The organism is Pseudomonas sp. GM74, assembly GCF_000282455.1.
Classification (GTDB): Bacteria; Pseudomonadota; Gammaproteobacteria; order Pseudomonadales; family Pseudomonadaceae; genus Aquipseudomonas.
In genome coordinates, this window is record NZ_AKJG01000060.1 from 12,339 (window position 1) to 32,608 (window position 20,270).

A 20,270-nucleotide genomic window follows, 5' to 3' on the forward strand; every position below is an offset into this window, starting at 1 on the left:
TCCCTCAGAACTGGAAGTAAAGGAACGGCGAGAAGCTTTGCGCCGAGAGTTTGAGAATCGAGGCGATGAACAGCAGCAGCACCAGCGCACGCATCACGTAACGCGACCAGTCAGCGGTCCAGTAGGCCGGTTGCACCTGGGCTTCGACGCCGACGGTGTAGCCAGGCTGGTGGATGCTCGCCGGGTTATCCCCAGGCACGGCCTTGATCGTTCCCGGTGTCGCAGCGGCCGGGCCGTCGGCGTCGACGTTCACCGCAGGCTTGGTCTTGACCGGAGGCTGATTGGTGTAGAAATCCCGCAGGCCGAAGAACGCCAGGGTCACGTAGGCCACGATCAGGGTCGCCACTTGCAGACCGGTGAGGCTGGCCTGGTTGAGTTCCGACAGCGACCAGTCGCCGAAGCTGAACATCGCGCCGTACATGCGCCCGGCGACGTGCAGGTTTTCCGCGCGGAAGATTACCCAGCCCATCACCACCAGCAGGAAGGTCAGTACCCAGCGGATCGGGTTGAAGCTGCGTGGAGAGGTGTTCAGGCCGATGGCTTTCTCGATCGCCAGCCACATGCCGTGCCACGCACCCCAGACGATGTAGGTGATGTTCGCGCCGTGCCACAGACCACCAAGCAGCATGGTCAGGAACAGGTTGCGATAGGTCATCAGCGTGCCTTTGCGGTTGCCGCCCAGGGTGATGTACAGATAGTCACGCAGCCAGGTCGACAGGCTGATGTGCCAGCGCCGCCAGAACTCGGTGATCGACTGGCTGACATACGGCTGCTTGAAGTTTTCCATGAAACGGAAACCCATCATCAGGCCCAGGCCGATGGCCATGTCGCTGTAGCCGGAGAAGTCGAAATACAGCTGCGCGGTGTACGCCAGGGCGCCGAGCCAGGCATCGCCCGTGGTCGGGTTTTGCAGGGCGAAGCAGTGGTCGGCCACCACCGCGAGGGTGTCGGCGATGAAGACTTTCTTGATGAAACCCTGCATGAACCGCGTGCAGCCCTCGGAGAACTTGTCGAGGGTGTGGGTGCGGTTGTTGAACTGGTCGGCCAGGTCGCGGAAACGCAACACCGGGCCAGCGATCAGGTGCGGGAAGATCGCCACGAACGCCGCGAAGTCGATCAGGTTGCGGGTCGCCGGGGTGTCGCCACGGTAGACGTCGATGATGTAGCTGATGGACTCGAAGACGTAGAACGAGATCCCGATCGGCAGCAGCACGTGGGTCAGGATGAAAGGCGAAAGACCCACCGACGTCATCATCGCGTTGATGCTGTCGACGCCGAAGTTGGCGTACTTGAAGTAGCCGAGGATGCACAGGTCGACGGCCACGCCGAGCAGCAGCCAGCGCTGTGCCGGTTTGGTCTTGACCCCGGCGGCACCGACTTTCAGGCCGATCCAGTAGTTCCACAGCGTGACGCCGGCGAACAGCGCGAGGAAGTCCACACGCCACCAGGCGTAGAACACGTAACTGGCAATCAGCAGCAGCAGATTGCGATAGCGTTGCCCGCTCAGGTAGTACAAGCCGAGGAAGATCGGCAAGAACAAAAACAGGAACACGTTGGATGAAAAAACCATCCCGGTCTCTCCTTGTTTGAACCAACAGTCAAGGGCCAACGGCCCCCCCAAACCCCCCACAGAAATTCGGGGGGCATAACTCACATCTCACAGCTGACAACTAACCCTGTGGGAGCGAGCTTGCTCGCGATTGCGGTCTGACATTCAGCATCGATGTCGACTGACACTCAGTCATCGCGAGCAAGCTCGCTCCCACAGGGAATCTGTGTTTGGTCTAAGAACCCTTGCCCTTTTCATTGGCCGGGTCGTAGACCTTGGTCAGGTCACCGCCAAGACGGAAGGTCTTGAACGGTTGCATCTTGTGCTTCTTCGCCAGCACCTCGGGCGAGCAGGTGTAGAGCGAACAGAACGGTTCGAGCCAGGCGAATTTCATGTCCTCCTTCAGGTCGGTCATGTCCTGTTCCTTGCCGTTCTTTTCCTCGAACTCATCCGGGTCTTTCACCCCGGACAACACCCGGTCACCCAGGCGTTTGAGTGCGCCGTTGTTTTCCTGACGCAAATCAACGCCGTTGACCTGGGCGAAACTGGCGATCATCGCCAGAGGCGGCAGGGCGTAGTTGTGGTAGGCCAGGGCCCGTTGCTGGCGCTTGAGTTCGTTGGGCAGGTAGCCTTCGGCGTCGACCTGGTTGGCGCCCACCTTGTATTCCTTCACTGCCCAGTCGAACAGGTCGCGGCGGTTGGTGGCGACGGAAGTGGCCATTACCGACCAGGCGGCCCAGTACGAGTGGTTGTTGGTCTGGTCGAGCGGCAGGTTGTCCCAGTCGCTGACCACCTGGTCGGCCATCTTGCTGAACCAGGCTTCGATCAACTGGGCTTGCTGTTGATGGGTGGCCAGGGGGTGGGAGTCGGAAAACTTCAGGCGGATATACGCCGAAGCCATGCTGCCCAGCGCCCATTTGCGCATCGACTTGCCGGTGTGGTTGAAGTCCTTGGACATCAAGGCATCGGCCTGGGCCCAGGCCGTCAGCCAGCTCAGTGCGCATTCCAGCTGTTCCGGGCGACCGTCACGCATGAACTGCATCACGCGCTTGCTGGTGCCGCGCTCGATCTTGGTGATGTCGGCGGTGCTTTCGCGGAAGGCTTTTTCCGACTGCACGTTCAGGGTCGCGCGGGCCTTGTCCGAACCTTCGTACTTGCTGCGAAATTGCAACGAACCGGTGTACGGCGTAGGCATTGCATCGCAGCCTTCGCTCTTGTCGCCCGTCTTGAATTTATCCACAGGCGCAAAATAGCCCTGGGGTGGACGCAGTGGCGCCGCCGCTTGCGTGGCCCCGGCGAACATCGCCAGGCTCAAGAGCGTCGGTGCCAACAGTGTTGAAAATTTCGGATAGCGCATAGCAGACCTCATTGCCCGACCGAAGCAGTACGCTGTTCGGCGCCCGGGAATACGTTGCGTTTGCAGATTTTCGCTTCGACTTTCTGTGGCGCGGCACCCGCTTGTTCCGGGCCCTGGACTTCGACGGCCAGCAGGTTCTGCGAGGCCCAGTCTTCGTCCGTGCGCAATTCGAAAGCGAAACGCCCGTCAGTCTCGGAGGTTTCCGGTTTGTCGATCTTGATGTCCTCGTGGCGACCGTTCATGTACCAGAGGGTGGCTTGCAGGGTTTTCACCGAAGTGTCGGCGAAGCGGATGTCGACCTGGTGGCTGGCGTTGCGCAGGTCCATGTTCTTGCTGTTGACCATCAACTCGTTTTTGCCCGGCTTGAGCGTGGCGCTGCCGGACATCTGTGCATCCTTGCCTTCGCAACCGTTGTCCAGCAGCGCCATCATCTGGCGGTAGATGGTTTCCTGGTCGAGGCGGTACAGCGGCGAGAATTCCCAGATGAGAATCTTCGGCGGGTTCTTCTGGAACTCGTCGCTGCCCAGGTACTGCAGCATCGAGCCTTCCAGGCCGCCACCGGGGAACGCCACGTTGAGAATGTCGGCGCCGATGGCCTCTTCGAGGAAACCGGCGAAGTTGTAGTTCTTGCCGCTGTGGGAGGTACCCACGAGGGTGATTTGCGGGTTGCCGGAGTCGCCGAACAGATCGCCATCGCCGGCTTCGCCCTTCGGCTCGGTGGTGAACTGATCCATGTACTGGATCGCGTAGCTGGTGCCACAGAGTTGACCGGCCATGTTGTGCAAGGTTCCGGTCTTGCCCATGCGACCTGACTTTTTGGTCTCGAATTCGCGCTTGGGAATGTCGGCGAACTCAGGCAATTGCTTGACCTTCTCGGCGACGATTTTCGCCGTGCGCTGGGCACCGTACGGGGTCCAGTGCTGGTCGCCACGGAAGTAGAAATCGTGGGCGGGCAGGGTGTCGGGCAACGACTCGTTGGTCAGCGGCGACAGGTCCGGGACGACGTAGCCCATCTGCGCGAAACGGCCGAGCATGGACTTGTAGTTCCTCAGCGCCTTGTCGAAGTCGAAGCTGGCTTTCTCCGCCGGGTTGAGCTTGTTGCGATTCACCAGGCCACGGGTCGGCTGGTAGACGACAACCAGTTCCACGCCTTTGCTCTTGAACGCATCGTGCAGTTGCTTCATGCGTTTGTAGCCGGCGGGCGTGGTGTCGAATTCGGTGCGCAAGTCTTCTTGCGTACGGAACAGCCAGTCACCCTGGGCTTGCACCAGCGTGGTGAAGTTCTGCTGATAACGGGTGGTGTAGTTCTTCGGATCGTGGGCGGCCGGGCACAGGCTGCAGCACGGTTCGGCAGTGAATTTTGGTGGGCTTGCTGTACTGGCAGCTTCATCGGCACGCGCGCCGCCGCTCGCCGCGAGAATGCCGGCGGTCAGGGCCGACAGGCTGAGTAATTTGATCAAGTGTGGGTGCATAAGATTATCCTCAGTCCCGCATTTCGGTCTGGCGTTCGACGGGGTCGATCAGCACGGCTTTCTGCTGGCGCACCAACAGGTCGAGAATTTCATCCTGGCGCTCGCCGAGGATGCCGGTGAAGCTGATGCCGCTGGATTTGGTCGGTGCGAGCATGGACACGCGATACAACTCGACGCTCAGCGGCGAGTCGATGGACAGCGGGCCGCTGCCGTTGGCCGCCAGCTCACCGCCGACCACGATCAGCGACACCTGGGCATCGAACGGGTCGAGCTTGATGTCACGGTCGGTGTTGCTCAGGTCCTTGATGTGGCCGTAGACGCCGGTCAGGCCGTTGGCCATTGCGACGTTTTCGTACAGGCGAATGTTCACGCTGTTACGAATGCGGATGCCGTGGCGCTTGTTGCTCAACACGCGGTTGCCCCACAGCAGGTTGTCGGCACTCTCGTAGAGGGTGATGCCGTCGGTGTGGTTCTGGTAGATCTCGTTGTGGGCAATCAGGTTATTCACGCTGTTACGGTCGATCACCAGCCCCGAGAGGTGGTTGTCGTAGCTGCGGTTGTTGAAGATGAAGCTGTCGTTGACCTCACGGGAAATAATGATCCCGTGTTTCTTCTTCGTTCCATACACCGTGTTGTCGGCAATGATCAGACCATGGGAACGGTCGTGCGGGTCAATGCCATAGACGATGTTGTCTTTGTAGGTGTTGCCCTTGACCACAAAGTCGCGGGTTTCATAGCAGTAGAAGCCGTACCACATGTCCGAGAATTCGGAGCCGACGATCCAGCCGGTCGGTTCAGGGCGCTTGAGCACCTTGGCCATGTTCGGCGTGTACTGGGAAATACTCACGCCGTAGGACTTACTGTTGGCGTAGCCGAAACTGGCGATCTTGCTGTTGGCGATGTAGGTCTCGGTGCCGCCCCAGGACAGCAGGAACGGACGGAATTCCTTCGGCGAGTTGAACGTCGCCGGGCCGTTGTCCTTCTCCCGCCAGCCAGTGATTTTGGTATCGCGAACGAACAGCTGGCCGTCGTTGACCAGGAACGCACCGGCCTCCTGGGACAGGCGCAGTTCCTGGGTCTGCTTGTCGATTTCCAGGATGCCGTGACGACCGACCACGATCGGCAACTTCGCCAGGTACACACCCGGCGAGGTTTCGCTGAAGTATTGCTTGGGGACCTTTTTCGCCAGGTCCTTGAGGTTCATGTAGCCATCGTCGACGAAGATCGCCTGGGGAATGCCGTGCTGACGCACCACCCACTCGGCCATCTTGTTGTCGCCACCGATGAAGTCCTTGAGGGCGTCTTCCTGCATCATCCGGCGCAGGCTGATCTTGCCCGGTTTGCTGCGCACGATCTTCGCGGCGATGGCTTCGGCTGTGTAGCCGGAAACGTCCGGCAGTTTCGGCTTGGCCAGTTCCAGCGGAGCGGTCGGTGCACTGCTGACGGTGTAGGTCTTGGCCTGTTGCAGTTCCTTGGCCGTGGTTGCCGGCTTCGCCGGTTCCACATTGGCGAAGGCAGTCGCGCTGGCCAGCAGCATCGCGCCGGCCAACAGGCTGATCGAGCCTTTTCGGGCTGGATGATTCATCTGGGAGACTCCCTTCGCAATGTGCATCAGAAGCGCCAGATCACGTCGACGAACGCGCGGTGCATGTACGAATCGACTTCCTTGCCGTACGCATCGCCCGGCTTGAACACGCCGCCACGGAAGCGCACCAGGGCCGAAGGCTCATCGATCGCCTGACTCATCGACGCCGGCAACAGGCCTTGCTTGAAGTACTTGGTGACCACCAGGTCCATTTCCTGACCGAGGTCTTTTTCGCCATCGTTCAGCGGCAGCGAAGTGCTGGAGAGGATCGCGCCGGTCACATCGTCGGTGTTGTTCTCGACGGCGTTGATGCCATTGCTGCCGACCGGCTTGTTGCCGTCGACGCGCCAGAACTTGTGGTAGATCAGGCTGGCGTCGTACTCGTCGTTGAGCATCCACGAACCGAACAGGGTGGCGCTCTGCATGTTGTTCATTTCGCCACGGAAGGCTTCACCGAAACGGTGCACGCGCGAGCGGGTGCCGGTGTAGTTCGAGCGGTTGCTTTCCAGGCCGTTCTGTTCGTACTCGGCGCTGGCGCGGGCATAGGCGGCACCGACTTGCCATTGCGGATCGAGGCGCAAACGCACGCCGACATCGGTGGCCCAGCCGTTGAGGTTTTCACCGCGCTTGGCTTCAGTCGGCGACGTGCCATCGGCGTTCAGCGGGTTGACCTTGTCGATGTCGCCGCTCATGCCGGTGATGCTGCCCCAGTAATTGACGGTGTTGGTATTGCGCCAGTTGTAGGCGTCGCTGTCGGCGGTCAGGCCGAGCCAGCTGATGTCGCCGTTCTGTTTCTTGTCCAGCGAGTCCGTCGGCACACCCGGCTCCGGGTAGTCGAGCTTGCCGTTGTCATGGGTGTGGTGACCGCGAATGCCGACCCAGTTGCCAGGTGTCCACTGGTACGCGGCATCGGCGTAGGCGTGCAGGCGATCCTTGTCTTGCGGCGACAGCTCCTTGAGGTCGGTGCGGTACTCGCTGAAGCGTTCGGCGATACCGACGTTGGCGCGCAGCAGGGTGGTGTCGAAGGTCCAGTTCAGGGCTTCGATGTTGGTGTCGCGCCATTGGCCGTCGTCGTTGCGCAGGCGCTGGCGACCGAACTTCAGGATCTCGCCGGGGTAGGGCGTGAAGCCCCTGTAGCCGACCCAGAACTCACGCATGGCCAGGTAGTTTTTCTTGGTCTGGCGATCATTGTTGTCAGTGTTCTCGGCACCATCGGATTGTTGCAGGGTGTCGGTCTCGATGATGTCGGTGGACGTCACCGCCTGACCCATGGCGTAGGCGCTCCACGCGCCGCTTTCGCCGTAGACCCATGGACGCAGGTCGAGGCCGACGCCGTTGACGTCGCCGCCAGGTGCGGTGCCGAGGTCGCGGTCGTCTTCGGACTGGCCGGTGATTTTCACGTCCAGGCCGAAGTTCTTGGTTTCTTCAGTCATCGCAGCAAGCGTCGGGCAAGACCAGATCAGCGCGAATGTCAGGCCGATTCCGGCCTTCATGAATGGATTCAACTTCATTGGGATTCCTCGCCATCTTCTTCTTGCAGGGCATGCAGTTCCGGCGTGTTCGGGCTCAGTGCACCGCGCACGGCCTGTTCTTGTTTCAACAGGCGTTGGGCTTCGGCCAACCGGTCGGGCGGCAATTGCGTTTGGATTGTTTGCGCAAGCTCGGTGGCTTGCGGCGTGTTCTGGGCCAGGGCCAGTTGGCTGAAGACGTACGCGTTCAGCGGGTCAGGCTTGGTGCCCTTGCCTTGGGAAAACAGTTGGGCAATGGCGAAATCAGCGCTGTTCTGGCCGTTGCGCGCAGCGGTCAACAGGTGGTCGAGTGCCTTCTGCGGATAGACCTTGCCCAGGTAGCCACGGCGATAGATCTGGCCGAGGTAGTAATCGGCAGCGACTTCGCGGCCGACGGCTTTCTGGAAGTGCGCTTCGGCGACCTTGGCGTCGGCCGGCACCAGTTTGCCTTCGAAGTAGAGTTTGCCCAGCAACAGCTCGGCGCGGGGCTGGTCGGCGGCGCGGCCGTTGTCCAGGTACTTCATCATCTGGTCGACGTCGCCCAGTTCCGGGAAGTCGTAGAGCAATTGCGCGAGGGTGACCCACGACGCCGGGTAGCCCGGTGCGATCGGTTCGAGCAGCGACTGCGCGGTTTTCTCGTCGGTCTTGCCCAGGGACGCGTCGGCGAGCACGCGGGCGACGCTGTCGACGCGCTGCGCCGAAACGGTGCCTTGGGCGTGCGCCGCTTGCATCTGCTTGATCAGCTCGGCCTGTTGCTCTGGCTTGGCCTGTTTCTGGTAGACCGTGGCCAGTTCGACGTAGCAGATGTCGCTGGTGTTGAGCGCGGCTTTGCAGATTTTTTCCACGTCATCCAGATGCTGGTCGTAGGTGCCCTGGGTGCGATAGAGCAGCACCTGCGCCAAACCGGCTTCCGGTTTGTTTTCGGCACGCCATTGGCTGATCTGCTGCTGGGCATTCACGTTGGGGAAGCTGTGGGGGTATTGCAGGTACAGCATCGCCAACGGGATCAGCGTGTTGCCTTCGCCTGCCGCAGCGGCTTTTTTCAACAGGGTTTCGGCTTCGTGTTGTTCCGCTTCGGTGGAGCCGGGCTTGGCCACCAGCAGACGACCGAGGCGTGCCTGGGCGCGGGGCGAAACGCTGGCCGCGGCGCGGTAAGTCGCCTCAGCCTGTTTCATCTGCGCCGGGTCACGGCTGTCGACCTGGATATCGGCCAGGCCGACCTGTGCTTCGCTGTAGCCCAGGTCTGCCAGTTGCCGGTAATTCTGCGCGGCGGTGGCGGTATCGCCACGCTTGAGCGCTTCGTTGGCCAGGCGCTGGTCGGGCAGGCCGGCGCAACCGGCGAGACTGACTGCCAACGCCAGCGAGCACACCACATGTCCCCTGTGGGAGCGGGCTTGCCCGCGATTCGCTTGACGCGGTTCGTCAGAAACACCGCAGTGATCCGATCGCTGGCAAGCCAGCTCCCACAGGGATCGCGGCGTTTTCAACAGACTGATAATGGTCACAGGCATGTCCTCGACTTAAAGACCGACAGCCATGGCTTTGTCGATCAGCCAGTTCAGGTTCGGGCCACGGTCGCTGTTCACTTCCACCGGGCGGCCGGCGAGGGAGCTGTCCAGGGTTTCGTCCGGCTGGATCAGCACGCGGATGTCCGAAGACAGATCGGCGCTTTTCAGGCTGGTGCTGCTGACGATCTTGCCGGTGCGGCTCTTGTCCTCGCCGGCGATCTGGAAGCGCACCGAAGTACCCGGGCGCACGTCGCTGAACTGGCGATAGGAGAAGCGCGCTTCAACATTGGCTTCGCCGCCCCGCGGGACCAGTTGGAAGATCACGTCGCCCTTGCTGGCGTACTGACCGTTGGCGACCATTTGCTGGGCCACGGTGCAGTCGCAAGGCGAGGTCAGGGTGCCGGTCATCTGCTTGCCGAACAGTTCCGCAACCTTGGCCGGTTGCAGTTGGTCTTCGTCCAGATGGCCCTTGAGCACGTCGAGCATGCTGGTGCTGAAGGTCGCAAGCGGTGCGCCCTTGGCAGCCACGCCGTCGGCTTTCACCAGGCTCTGTACGGTGCCGTCGCGGGGCATGGTGATGTTCACGCCCGGCACGCTGACCAGACCGGCCTGGGCGTGGCTGACGAAGTACATGCCGTACACCGATTTGAAAACAAAACCGAAAGCAGCCAGACCGACAACGAAGATCCCCAGGCTGAAGGTCACGGCTTTCATGCGGCCGAACGCGGTCATGCCGTGGCCGCCGTCCTTCATCTTGCGCGCCTTGGTGAAGTTGTCGCGCTGCAGGGTCGCGAGCATTTCACCCACGCTGACGATGTCGCCGGCCAGGTGCGAAGTGATCAGGTGGCGCAGGGTCGAGATGTCCCGTGGTTCCAGGTTCTGGAACTGGCAGCCGGCGCGTCCGGTCTCGCGATCGAAGGAGCGGACCTGCAATTCGACGTCCATGGCCAGGCCGAGGTTGTCGATGAGAAATTGCAGGCGGGCCTTGTACACGTCACCGATTTTCAGCGGCAATTGACCGGCGTTGAATGCCAGGCCACCGGCGGACAGGTCGATCACCCGGGCTTCGACCGGTGTCCGGTCGGGGCCGAAGAAACGCAGCTTGGCCGGGATTTTCACGCGGGCGTGTTGGCGCTGGGCTTCGGATTCATGCACTACGTTGGCGTTGACGGCGGTATTCATAGGGGGCGTTTTCCTAGTTAATTCAGGCGAGTTCGGTCAGACCATCAACAGCAGCACGGCGACAAAAATGCTGCCGGCAGAGAAGGTCATGGTCCGAGACGACCAGGTGTTGAACCAACGTTGAAAGCTGGCGAGATCACGGGTCAGAGAAGTGGGCTGGCGGGTCCAGGACTGTTGGTCGAGGCGGAAGAACACGTAGATCTTCACCAGCGCGCCGACGATCTGGTTGTAATAGAGAATCGCCGGGTAGGCCGGGCCGATCCGGTGTCCGGAGCACGACAGCAACAAGGTCAGGATGAACCGGGTGATGCCGATCCATAGCAGGTACACCAGGATGAACGCGGTGCCGTACTTGAAGCTGGCAATCAACGCCACGGTCAGGCCCAGCAGCGAGGTCCACATCGATACGCGCTGGTCGAACAGCACCACCGAAGTGAACACACCGAGGCGTTTGATCCCCAGGCCCAGGGCACGGGAGTTCTGCCGCAGGTTGTTGCCGTACCAGCGGAACATCAGTTTGCGGCTGGCCTTGATGAAGCTCTTTTCCGGCGGGTGTTCAACAGTGTTGATCGCGGCGTCCGGCACGTAGAATGTGTCGTAGCCCAGGCGCATCAGGCTGAACCAGCTCGACTTGTCATCGCCGGTAAGGAACTTGAAGCGACCCAGACGCCAGTGTTGCAGCGAGTCGCTTTCCACGTCGGCGATGAAGTCCGGGTTGGTGACCACGGTGGCGCGGAACACCGACATGCGGCCGGTCATGGTCAGCACGCGCTTGGACAAGGCCATCGAGCACATGTTGATGTGGCGCTGGGCGAAACGCAGCTTGTGCCATTCGCTCATGATGTAGCCGCCGCGCACTTCACAGAACTCGTTGGTGGTCAGGCCACCGACGTTGCCGAACATCTGGAACCACGGCACGGTCTTGAGCACCACGCCTTCGGCCAGCACGGTGTCGCCATCGATCACCGCGACCACGGCGCGATCATCCGGCAGGTGCCGGGAGATGGCGCGGAAGCCGTAGGCCAGGCCATCGCGCTTGCCGGTACCGGGAATGCGCACGAAGTCGAGTTTCACCCGGGCCGGAGGGTTCATCCGGTTCCACAGGCTCTTCACCAACAGTTCGTCGGACATCTCCACGATGGAGCAGACCACGGTGGTCGGCAGGCCGCAGTCGATGGCTTCGCGGATCACCGAACTGTAGACCTGCGCGGTGGTCAGGGCGTCGATGCGGAAACTGGTGACCATCAGAAACACGTGGGACGGGTCAGCCGCTTTGCCCAGCTTGCGCACTTTGCGCCGCAGGTACGGGTAGACGATGTACAGAAAAATCATGCCGCGCACAAAGTGAGTGGCACCCATCGAATAGCGCCAGATACCCACGGCGCCAATCAGGAAAATGAAGTCCTTCGACTCGGAGTCGAACGTGGACACGGGCAACGCCATGGCGAGGCCCATCAGTAAACTCAGGTAGAACAGCCAACCGGCGGCCTGGAGTAGGCCGTGCTTTAGCCTGTGCATAATCTGCATCCGTCTCGATCTCGGGCGAGCCTTTGGGGTGGCCCGATGGGGTTTTGGCAGGCGTAGAAAGCAGCCCGTAGGAGCTGCCGCAGGCTGCGATCCAGGGACCTTTGGCGCCCGTAAAGGCGCCAAAGGATCGCAGGCTTCGCCAGCTCCTACGGAACCGTGGTTACCAGCAAATGCCTTCAGTACGGGCAGTTGTGCTGGTGGCCTTGGACATGAAGCCCACCAGGTCGATCACCTGCTTGCCGTGTGGAACTTCCTGCACCAGGGCGCGGAATTTCTCGTCACGGTTACCGAGGATGATCACGTCGGAGTTGTTGATCACCGCGTCGAAATCGGAGTTCAGCAAGGACGAGACGTGAGGGATCTTCGACTCGATGTAGTCCTTGTTGGCACCGTGAACGCGGGCGTACTCGACGTTGCTGTCGTAGATGCTCAGGTCGTAACCCTTGCCGATCAGCATTTCCGCCAGGTCGACCAGCGGGCTTTCGCGCAGATCGTCGGTGCCGGCCTTGAAGCTCAGGCCCAGCAGGGCGACTTTGCGTTTGTCGTGGCTGGAGACGATGTCGAATGCGTTCTGCACCTGGGATTCGTTGCTGCGCATCAGCGAGTTGAGCAACGGGGCCTCCACGTCCAGGGAACCGGCGCGGTAGGTCAGGGCACGTACGTCTTTTGGCAGGCACGAACCACCGAAGGCGAAGCCTGGGCGCATGTAGTACTGGGACAGATTGAGGGTCTTGTCCTGGCAGACCACGTCCATCACTTCGCGACCGTCGACGCCGACCGCCTTGGCGATGTTGCCGATTTCGTTGGCGAAGGTGACCTTGGTGGCGTGCCACACGTTGCAGGTGTACTTGATCATCTCGGCGACCGCGATGTCCTTGCGGATGATCGGTGCGTCGAGCTCTTCGTACAGCGATTGCAGAACGTCGCCGGACGCCTTGTCGAACTCGCCGATGACGGTCATTGGCGGCTGATCGTAGTCGGCGATGGCGGTGCTCTCGCGCAGGAACTCTGGGTTCACGGCCACGCCGAAATCAACGCCGGCCTTTTTGCCGGAGCAGTCTTCGAGAATCGGGATGACCACGTTGGCCACGGTGCCCGGCAGCACGGTGCTGCGTACGACGATGGTGTGGCGGGTGGTCTTGTCACGCAGGACAAAACCGATTTCGCGGCACACTGCCTCGATGTAGTTCAGCTCCAGGTCGCCGTTCTTCTTGCTCGGCGTGCCCACGCAGATCATCGACAGGTCGGTGTCGCGAATCGCCTCGGCGAAGTTGGTGGTGCCACGCAGACGACCTGTCTGGATGCCTTGGGCCAGAAGTTCGCCCAGGCCCGGTTCAACGATCGGCGATTTGCCGGCATTGATCATATCGATCTTGTCTTTGGCCACATCGACGCCAACGACGTCATGGCCCCGTGCAGACAGGCAACCGGCACATACTGCGCCGACGTAACCCAAACCAAAAATGCTGATGCGCATCGCAATTACCTCTCTGTTATCAAGCCTGTATACATCAAGCCATTAGATGGCCGGAGTTAATGGTGTTCAGCGTGTTTTAGTGCACTCGCAAGTGTGCCTTACAGGCACAACGATGCCCTGTGCTGGCATATAAGTTACGAGTGTCTAAATAAATGCACTCAAGGTGTGCGCAACTAGGCCTTGTTGTTATGATTTGCCCTGTTATGCAGCCGACCCTCCTGTCAGAAGGATGCGGGTGCAACGGCCTTGCACGCTCGATGTCAGGCTGAAAGCCCGTGGATCAAGCGGTTGGGTGCTCGGGTGAGCACGTTTATAGGGGCGCTGTCGTGGCCTTGTAGGGGATAGTCATACCGCGTTATCTCCTGTCCGATTGCTGTTGTCCAAATCAGTGATTAGTCAGCGCAAGTTTGTATTACAACTTCGCTACATGAATCGCTTATCTGCGTAAGTTATCTCGTACACGCTCGGCGAGAATCGTTACCGGTGGTATGAGCGGCGCGTTTGGACATAGTTCCAGTCCGCTCATCGCGAAATCTGAAATTTCTTGAAATATTGAGAAAGATGGCACTGCTCTCAAATTGATAGCACTTGCCGTTTCGCCCTTTATATATAGGCGGCTCATCGGATGGGATATTTTTTTGCCACTACTGTTAAAAAAAGTCAGTGCCACTACGCAAAAAAATGATTGAAGTCGAGTGAAACTAAAGTTAGAAAACCGGTCGGTATTTTTCTGGCGCCATAAAAATGGCGAAAAGGCGGGGAAGGCTGAAGTGAGTCAAGGGTCGGCGCACGAGGGTTTGTGGAGGTCGTGCGCCGACCGGATGCATCACTCTGGTGCGTGATCGCGCAGAAACACCAGATTGTCCGGCTTGGACTGTTCGGCGCTGTAGCGATAGCCCTGAACGTCGAACTGCTTGAGGGTGGCAGGGTCGTTGATGCGTTCTTCGATGACGAAGCGGCTCATCAAACCGCGGGCCTTTTTCGCGTAGAAACTGATGATCTTGTACTGGCCGTTCTTCAGGTCCTTGAATTCGGTATTGATGATGCGCGCGTTCAAGGCATTGCGTTTGACCGCCGAGAAGTACTCGTTGGACGCCAGGTTGAGCAGCACGTCATCGCCCTGGTCGACCAGGGCTTCGTTCAGCCATTCGCTGATGCGCGTGCCCCAGAAGGCATACAGGTCCTTGCCCCGGGCGTTGGCCAGCCTGGTGCCCATTTCCAGGCGATAGGGTTGCATCAGGTCCAGCGGACGCAGCAGGCCATAGAGGCCCGAGAGCATGCGCAGGTGTTTTTGGGCGAAATCGAAATCGGCTTCGTTGAGGGTTTGCGCATTCATGCCGGTGTACACATCGCCCTTGAAGGCCAGCAGCGCCTGCTTGGCGTTTTCCGGGGTGAACGCGGGCGTCCAGCTGCCGAAACGCGCGGCGTTGAGCCCGCCGATCTTGTCGGAGACGTGCATCAACTCGCTGATTTGCGCGGGCGTCAACTCGCGCAATTGCAGGATCAACTCCTGGGAGTGGTCGAGGTACTGCGGCTGGGTGAAGCGCTGGGTCGCCGGCGGTGTTTCATAGTCGAGGGTCTTGGCGGGTGAAATCACCATCAGCATGAAGTCGTCTCCTTTAATCGTGGCGGCGATTCTAGGGGGTTGTCCTCGTTGACTCCAGCTATCGCGTCCATAGGTGATGGTCGGTGGTCATGCGCTCCCACAGTGGTTCAGTGTTGCTGAAGGAGTTGAGTGTGGATCAGCTATAGTGCCGCGCGGGTTTTGTTATGGAGACATCCCATTGCGTATCGCTTTTCTCATCTCGATCTGGTTACTGAGCTTCGGCGCTATCGCGACACCGGGCGAGGTGGCGACGCTTGATCGCAGCACCTGGCCGGAAAAACTCGGCAACCCGACGCTGTTCGACGTGGCGTCCAGGGCCGAGATCCTCATGTTTTCCAGTGTCCTGTTGGCCAGCGAGACGCTGGATGAGCCCGCCCTGGCCCAGCGCCTGGGGCTGCGCACGATCAATCTGGAGTCGGTCAACCGGGTTCGCCAGCGCATGTGGCAACGGCTGCTGACCAACTACAACTTCGCCCAACAGAGCTGCGACCAGGATGCCTCCTTCTGTTTTCTGGTCGAAGACATGCCCACTTTGCGTGAGCAGGCCGCCAAGTTCCAGGTCGGCGCAGACAGCTACTACATCAAATGGGCCGAGCCGAGCCGTGTGTTCCACACCCGGTACCTGGACGAGCAGTTGCGCAAGGCCGCCTTGTTCCCGCAAACCAGCAGCGAAGTCGATCATTTTGGCGACTATGAGCGCAGTGGCGACGGGATGCATGACCGGCTGTTTCTGCTGACCTTCGACAGCGCCGCCAACGCTGCGCCGGATAACACCGCCTGGGTCACCGAGTACCTGCGCAAGTCGAACCTGAGCGGGACGTTCTTCGTTCTTGGCAAGGACATCCAGGCGCGCTTGGCCGAGCATTCGGTGAGTAGCCTGCAAGCGACCTACTCGAGTCAGTGCATCGGCGTACAAGGCTGGGAGTTCCGTTCCCACAGCCACTGGCAGGACTGGCAGGACTCGGTGCGCCGCAGCGCCGAACTGGTCAAGAGCAAACTGCCGGAGAACTACGTGCCGCTGTTCCGTCCGCCCGATGGCCAGCGCCGCTCCGATGCCGAAGGTTTCTTCAGGACTCAGGGGTTGCAGGTAGCGTTGTGGGACATCGATGCCCAGGACGGTGCCGGCAAACTCAAAGGCAACCCGAGTGCGCAACGGGTGCTGACCCTGATGCTGCTGTGGCGGCACGGGGTGATCAATTTCAATGTGAAACAGGATGCAGTGAAAACGGCGTTGCCGTGGCTGGTCACGCAAACGGCGCCTGTCGGGATCGGCTGGGAGGATTGCCAGGATGCATTTCGCTGAAAATGACAAAACCCCGTAAACATTGGGTTTTTGGCAATTCTGGAAGGGGATTCGTTGCAGGTGGACTTCCGACTTTAAACGGGTGATGGCAGTCCGCCAAGTGCTATTGGTCAATCTGCAAAATAAACTTCAAAAAAGCGTCAAAGTACTTTTTTCTGTCACACGTTTTGGAGTATTACGAAGACAGACCGCCGAAACCTGCAACACAGGTGGCGTCTTCCAAGACCCCGCATGTATGCAGAACACTTGAGTCCCCGCAGGTGTATTCGGCAGTCACTTCGAGGCGCAGCACCGTCAAGGTATTGCGTCGAATGGCTCCCACAAAGGTGACCGAGTATGGATGATCACGGACGTAGCTCTTCTTCCAACCAGCCAATCCTTTATGTACTCGATACCAACGTATTGATTCACGATCCAAACGCGCTGCTTAACTTCGAAGAACACCACGTCGCGATCCCGATGACCGTGCTTGAAGAGCTCGACAAGCTCAAGAGCGGGCATCACAGCGTAGCCGCCGAATGCCGCCAGGCCATCCGCCTGATCGACAAGACTCTGGGCGATGCCTCACCCGAGGATGTCGAGCAGGGTGTGCCGATCCAGCGTGGCAAAAGCGGACCCAAGGGTTTGCTGTCAATTCTGATGAGCAAGCATGCCGAGCCGAACCTGATTCTGCCCGAGCACCTGAACGACAACAAAATCATCAACCAACTGATCGACCTGCACGCGCGCGACCCGAAGAAGCCCGTGGTGCTGGTCACCAAAGACATCAACATGCGCCTCAAAGCGCGGGCCTGCGGGATCGCGGCCGAGGACTACAGCACCGACCAACTGGTCGATGACGTGTCCTTGCTGCCCAACGGCTACCACAACATGACCGGCTCTTTCTGGGACCGCGTGAGCAAGGTCGAAACCCGTCAGGACCACGGCCGCACCTGGCATCAGGTGCAATTGATCGACAACCTGCCGGCGGTGCACATCAACGAGTTCATCATTGATGAACAGGGCTTTGTCGGCTGGATCAAGGAGATTGAAGAAGACCGCTTGCTGATTCTCGACCTGCACCAGGAACCGCTGCTGCACCAGGAAGCCTGGGGCCTCAAGCCGCGTGATATCTATCAGAGCCTGGCGCTGTACGCCTTGCTCGATCCGGACATCCACCTGGTCAACCTGTCGGGTGCCGCGGGTTCGGGTAAAACCATCCTGGCGCTGGCCGCTGCGATCGAGCAGACCATGGTCAGCAAACGTTATCGCCGCATCATCGCCACCCGCAGCGTGCAGGGCCTGGACCAGGAGATCGGCTTTCTGCCCGGCACCGAAGCGGAAAAAATGGAGCCGTGGCTGGGCGCCATCACCGACAACCTCGAAGCCTTGCACATGGATGACGAAAGCACCCATGGCAGCGTCGACTACATCCTCAGCAAAGTGCCGTTGCAGTTCAAATCCCTCAACTACATCCGGGGCCGCAGCTTCCAGCAGAGCCTGATTTTGATCGACGAATGCCAGAACCTCACGCCGCACCAGATGAAAACCATCATCACCCGTGCCGGCGCCGGTTCCAAAGTGGTGTGCCTGGGCAACCTGGCACAGATCGACACCCCTTACCTGTCCGCGACCAGCTCCGGGCTGACCTACCTCACTGAACGCTTCAAGGACTTCCCGAACGGGGTGCACATCACCCTGCAAGGAGTACCACGCTCGATCCTGGCCGAATACGCCGAATCGCATTTGTAATTGCTTCATCGAAACCGGGCGGCCTTCGCGGGCCGCCCGTTTTTTTGTACGTGACGTAAAGGCCGCGCCTCAGGGCAACAATCAGGCGTAATGATTCAGACCCAATACCAATTAATGTATTTCTGCACAGCATGGGGAAAACGCAGTCTTGTTTACATAGGTTGCGAAAAATAGCTCTTGAGGGTTTCCGTAAGAATTGATTGAGCGTTCAATACCTCTTGGGTCGGCTCAGGCTGTGAGCTACTAAACTTTTTTCGCGTCCAGCTGAAAAAGAAGGGACCATCAATAATGTGTTCATTGTGTTCCGCCAAGTATAATTTGGTCACGGAGGCATACCTGGGGAAAACATGAAAATGCAGTTCATGATTTAGCTCGGAAATACGCATTATGTATATTTTTTCAGGAGAAAATAGAGTGTTTAAGGCTCGCTCCGTAAATGCTAAACTTTTTATCAGTTCAGCACTTTCCGCCGAACTTAGTTCTGCGAGTCTTGATATGTCCCGTTTAAGAGAAATAATCATGTAGCCAGGAATGTCACAGTCCCGGCAATGAGAGATTACGATGTGTTTTCCTGAGTAAATTGTCCGTGATGACATGACTAGCCTCCCGTGTGTGACACATGGTTGATGTGTAGGACCTGCACCGTTGAGCTGCTGCCGGAGGTCAGTAGAAAAAGCTAATGCGGTACCTCAGTACTGAAATTTTTAGAATCGTTAGCTTTGTTGGTCAGTTTTTCTCGAATTAACAAATCGGTCTAACATTCAGTTGTAGGAAATTTCATGGTGGGCCAGGAGTGCGTACTTACGGAAAATTCTCACGCCGAAATTTTTTATAAAATAATCACTTACTTATCTGCTGGTGCACTAATTAAAGCTGAACGGTGAAGGCAGAAAAAGCGAATGCTCAGTAGGTTTTTGTTACATTTCTTTCTGTTGTTTGGTATGACTTTAATTTGTGTTTTTAAAACTTAATAAGGAATCGCATCTAAAACTGTCCACCGAGTCCGGGCGTATGAGGAACCTGTGGGAGCGAGCTTGCTCGCGATGACGGTGTGACAGTCGACATTTCGGGTTAATGACAGGCCGCTTTCGTCGGAACGCCGCCCGGAGCAAGCCCGCTCCCACATCGGTTTGTGGTGGGCCGACAATCGTGCGTGCGAAAAATTGACCCACAGGTTTACAATCGATGCTCCTGATCAGGAGTAAATCCGTGCTGACTCATCTCGATTCCCAAGGCCGCGCCAACATGGTCGACGTCACCGAAAAAGCCGTGACGTTCCGTGAGGCGACGGCCCAAGCGCTGGTGCGCATGCTGCCCGAAACCCTGCAGATGATCGTCAGCGGCGGTCACCCCAAGGGTGATGTGTTTGCCGTGGCGCGCATTGCCGGCATTCAGGCGGCGAAAAAAACCAGCGATCTGATTCCTCTGTGCCATCCGCTGATGCTGACCGGTGTCAAGGTCGAACTGAGTGCCGAAGGCGACGATTCGGTGCGCATCGTGGCGCGCTGCAAGCTGTCCGGGCAGACCGGCGTCGAGATGGAGGCCCTGACCGCCGCCAGCGTCGCCGCGCTGACGATCTACGACATGTGCAAGGCCGTGGACCGTGGCATGACCATCGAAAGCGTGCGTCTGCTGGAGAAGGTCGGCGGCAAGAGCGGACATTTCCAGGCGGAGCAGCCATGAACGTGACCGTGAAGTTTTTTGCCCGTTATCGTGAAGCGTTGGGGCTGGACTCGGTGAAAGTGGAGGGCAACTTCGCCACCGTCGACGACGTCCGCGCACTGTTGGCCCAACGTGACGGTGCCGAGGTGCTGACCGAGCAAAACCTGATGTGCGCCCGCAACGAAGACCTGTGCCAGCTCGACGAGCCAGTCAGCGAGGGCGATGAAGTGGCGTTCTTTCCGACTGTGACCGGAGGCTGAACCATGGCGATTCGCGTGCAGTCCACGCCGTTCGATCCGGGCGCCGAGGTCAACGCCATGCACGACGCCAATGTCGGCGTGGGAGCGGTGGTGAGTTTTGTCGGTTACGTACGCGACTTCAATGACGGCCTCGATGTGGCCGGGATGTTCCTTGAACACTATCCCGGCATGACTGAAAAGGCCTTGGGCAAGATCGCCCTCGAGGCCGAGCAGCGCTGGCCGCTGCTCAAGCTGGAAGTGCTGCACCGAATCGGCGCCCTGGAGCCGGGCGAGCCGATTGTCTTCGTCGGCGCGGCCAGTGCCCATCGTCAGGCGGCCTTCGACGCCTGCGCCTTTGTCATGGATTACCTGAAAACCCGTGCGCCGTTCTGGAAGAAAGAAAACACCAGTGACGGGCCGCGTTGGGTGGAAGGGCGTGACAGTGACCATGCGGCGGCGGATCGCTGGAAGCAGTAACTCCTGCGGCGTTCTCTAGTCAGTCATCGCGAGCAAGCTCGCTCCCACAGTGGATCTGGTCGAACATAAATTTTGTGTACGACGCAG

At 59.3% G+C, this 20,270-nt stretch carries 16 protein-coding genes; 5 read left to right on the forward strand and 11 right to left on the reverse strand.

What is annotated here, in order from left to right; translation table 11 throughout:
- Positions 1-4: 4 nt before the first annotated feature.
- From PMI34_RS13860 to yaaA, 10 genes are all read right to left on the reverse strand, one after another.
- Positions 5-1,570, reverse strand: coding sequence for an MBOAT family O-acyltransferase (locus PMI34_RS13860; protein ID WP_008050131.1), 1,566 nt, complete (start codon positions 1,568-1,570; stop codon positions 5-7).
- Positions 1,571-1,784: 214 nt separating this feature from the next.
- On the reverse strand, positions 1,785-2,906 hold the full coding sequence (locus PMI34_RS13855) for a mannuronate-specific alginate lyase (protein ID WP_008050132.1): 1,122 nt from the start codon (positions 2,904-2,906) through the stop codon (positions 1,785-1,787).
- A gap of 8 nt (positions 2,907-2,914) precedes the next feature.
- Complete coding sequence (locus tag PMI34_RS13850; RefSeq protein ID WP_008050133.1) at positions 2,915-4,378, reverse strand: alginate O-acetyltransferase; 1,464 nt, start codon at positions 4,376-4,378, stop codon at positions 2,915-2,917.
- 10 nt (positions 4,379-4,388) lie between these two features.
- The gene (algG, locus tag PMI34_RS13845; RefSeq protein ID WP_008050134.1) at positions 4,389-5,963 is read right to left on the reverse strand and encodes a mannuronan 5-epimerase AlgG; all 1,575 of its coding nucleotides are present in this window, start codon (positions 5,961-5,963) and stop codon (positions 4,389-4,391) included.
- Positions 5,964-5,989: 26 nt separating this feature from the next.
- Positions 5,990-7,474 carry an alginate export family protein gene (locus tag PMI34_RS13840; RefSeq protein WP_008050135.1) on the reverse strand — a complete coding sequence of 495 codons (1,485 nt, stop codon included), beginning with the start codon at positions 7,472-7,474 and terminating at the stop codon, positions 5,990-5,992.
- Positions 7,471-8,982 (reverse strand): alginate biosynthesis TPR repeat lipoprotein AlgK, encoded by a 1,512-nt coding sequence (gene algK / locus PMI34_RS13835; RefSeq protein WP_177318808.1) that lies wholly within the window; start codon positions 8,980-8,982, stop codon positions 7,471-7,473. Before algK ends, PMI34_RS13840 begins: the two co-directional genes overlap by 4 nt.
- A 9-nt stretch (positions 8,983-8,991) precedes the next feature.
- Complete coding sequence (locus PMI34_RS13830) at positions 8,992-10,161, reverse strand: alginate biosynthesis protein Alg44 (RefSeq protein ID WP_008050137.1); 1,170 nt, start codon at positions 10,159-10,161, stop codon at positions 8,992-8,994.
- A gap of 36 nt (positions 10,162-10,197) precedes the next feature.
- Positions 10,198-11,679, reverse strand: a complete 1,482-nt coding sequence (gene alg8 / locus PMI34_RS13825) for a mannuronan synthase (RefSeq protein WP_371918241.1) — start codon at positions 11,677-11,679, stop codon at positions 10,198-10,200.
- Between the two features lie 169 nt (positions 11,680-11,848).
- Complete coding sequence (locus tag PMI34_RS13820; protein ID WP_008050141.1) at positions 11,849-13,165, reverse strand: nucleotide sugar dehydrogenase; 1,317 nt, start codon at positions 13,163-13,165, stop codon at positions 11,849-11,851.
- An 826-nt stretch (positions 13,166-13,991) separates the two neighbouring features.
- The gene (gene yaaA / locus PMI34_RS13815; RefSeq protein WP_008050142.1) at positions 13,992-14,771 is read right to left on the reverse strand and encodes a peroxide stress protein YaaA; all 780 of its coding nucleotides are present in this window, start codon (positions 14,769-14,771) and stop codon (positions 13,992-13,994) included.
- A gap of 178 nt (positions 14,772-14,949) precedes the next feature.
- On the opposite strand from yaaA, the gene PMI34_RS13810 reads away from it, so the two are divergent.
- Both PMI34_RS13810 and PMI34_RS13805 read left to right on the forward strand, forming a co-directional pair.
- Positions 14,950-16,074, forward strand: a complete 1,125-nt coding sequence (locus PMI34_RS13810) for a polysaccharide deacetylase family protein (RefSeq protein ID WP_008050143.1) — start codon at positions 14,950-14,952, stop codon at positions 16,072-16,074.
- A gap of 336 nt (positions 16,075-16,410) precedes the next feature.
- Positions 16,411-17,805 carry a PhoH family protein gene (locus tag PMI34_RS13805; protein ID WP_008050144.1) on the forward strand — a complete coding sequence of 465 codons (1,395 nt, stop codon included), beginning with the start codon at positions 16,411-16,413 and terminating at the stop codon, positions 17,803-17,805.
- Between the two features lie 152 nt (positions 17,806-17,957).
- Here PMI34_RS13805 and PMI34_RS29590 read toward each other — a convergent pair whose 3' ends face one another.
- Positions 17,958-18,401, reverse strand: a complete 444-nt coding sequence (locus PMI34_RS29590) for an HIT family protein (RefSeq protein ID WP_008050145.1) — start codon at positions 18,399-18,401, stop codon at positions 17,958-17,960.
- 613 nt (positions 18,402-19,014) lie between these two features.
- Between PMI34_RS29590 and moaC the strand changes: the two genes are divergently transcribed.
- From moaC to moaE, 3 genes are read left to right on the forward strand one after another with little or no spacing between them, the layout of a single operon-like run.
- On the forward strand, positions 19,015-19,488 hold the full coding sequence (moaC, locus tag PMI34_RS13800) for a cyclic pyranopterin monophosphate synthase MoaC (RefSeq protein WP_007972660.1): 474 nt from the start codon (positions 19,015-19,017) through the stop codon (positions 19,486-19,488).
- Positions 19,485-19,727 (forward strand): molybdopterin converting factor subunit 1, encoded by a 243-nt coding sequence (gene moaD, locus PMI34_RS13795; RefSeq protein ID WP_008050148.1) that lies wholly within the window; start codon positions 19,485-19,487, stop codon positions 19,725-19,727. The genes moaC and moaD overlap by 4 nt, the downstream gene beginning before the upstream one ends.
- Before the next feature lie 3 nt (positions 19,728-19,730).
- Positions 19,731-20,183 (forward strand): molybdopterin synthase catalytic subunit MoaE, encoded by a 453-nt coding sequence (moaE, locus tag PMI34_RS13790; RefSeq protein ID WP_008050151.1) that lies wholly within the window; start codon positions 19,731-19,733, stop codon positions 20,181-20,183.
- Positions 20,184-20,270 lie beyond the last annotated feature (87 nt).

Excerpts from the sequence above, each read along its gene's own strand:
- algG (WP_008050134.1), bottom strand. The coding sequence starts at position 5,963 with ATGAATCATCCAGCCCGAAAAGGCTCGATCAGCCTGTTGGCCGGCGCG.
- PMI34_RS13860 (WP_008050131.1), bottom strand. The coding sequence starts at position 1,570 with ATGGTTTTTTCATCCAACGTGTTCCTGTTTTTGTTCTTGCCGATCTTC.
- PMI34_RS13855 (WP_008050132.1), bottom strand. The coding sequence starts at position 2,906 with ATGCGCTATCCGAAATTTTCAACACTGTTGGCACCGACGCTCTTGAGC.
- PMI34_RS13840 (WP_008050135.1), bottom strand. The coding sequence starts at position 7,474 with ATGAAGTTGAATCCATTCATGAAGGCCGGAATCGGCCTGACATTCGCG.
- PMI34_RS29590 (WP_008050145.1), bottom strand. The coding sequence starts at position 18,401 with ATGTCATCACGGACAATTTACTCAGGAAAACACATCGTAATCTCTCAT.
- algK (WP_177318808.1), bottom strand. The coding sequence starts at position 8,982 with ATGCCTGTGACCATTATCAGTCTGTTGAAAACGCCGCGATCCCTGTGG.
- moaD (WP_008050148.1), top strand. The coding sequence starts at position 19,485 with ATGAACGTGACCGTGAAGTTTTTTGCCCGTTATCGTGAAGCGTTGGGG.
- PMI34_RS13820 (WP_008050141.1), bottom strand. The coding sequence starts at position 13,165 with ATGCGCATCAGCATTTTTGGTTTGGGTTACGTCGGCGCAGTATGTGCC.
- alg8 (WP_371918241.1), bottom strand. The coding sequence starts at position 11,679 with ATGCACAGGCTAAAGCACGGCCTACTCCAGGCCGCCGGTTGGCTGTTC.
- PMI34_RS13830 (WP_008050137.1), bottom strand. The coding sequence starts at position 10,161 with ATGAATACCGCCGTCAACGCCAACGTAGTGCATGAATCCGAAGCCCAG.
- moaE (WP_008050151.1), top strand. The coding sequence starts at position 19,731 with ATGGCGATTCGCGTGCAGTCCACGCCGTTCGATCCGGGCGCCGAGGTC.
- yaaA (WP_008050142.1), bottom strand. The coding sequence starts at position 14,771 with ATGCTGATGGTGATTTCACCCGCCAAGACCCTCGACTATGAAACACCG.
- PMI34_RS13850 (WP_008050133.1), bottom strand. The coding sequence starts at position 4,378 with ATGCACCCACACTTGATCAAATTACTCAGCCTGTCGGCCCTGACCGCC.
- PMI34_RS13805 (WP_008050144.1), top strand. The coding sequence starts at position 16,411 with ATGGATGATCACGGACGTAGCTCTTCTTCCAACCAGCCAATCCTTTAT.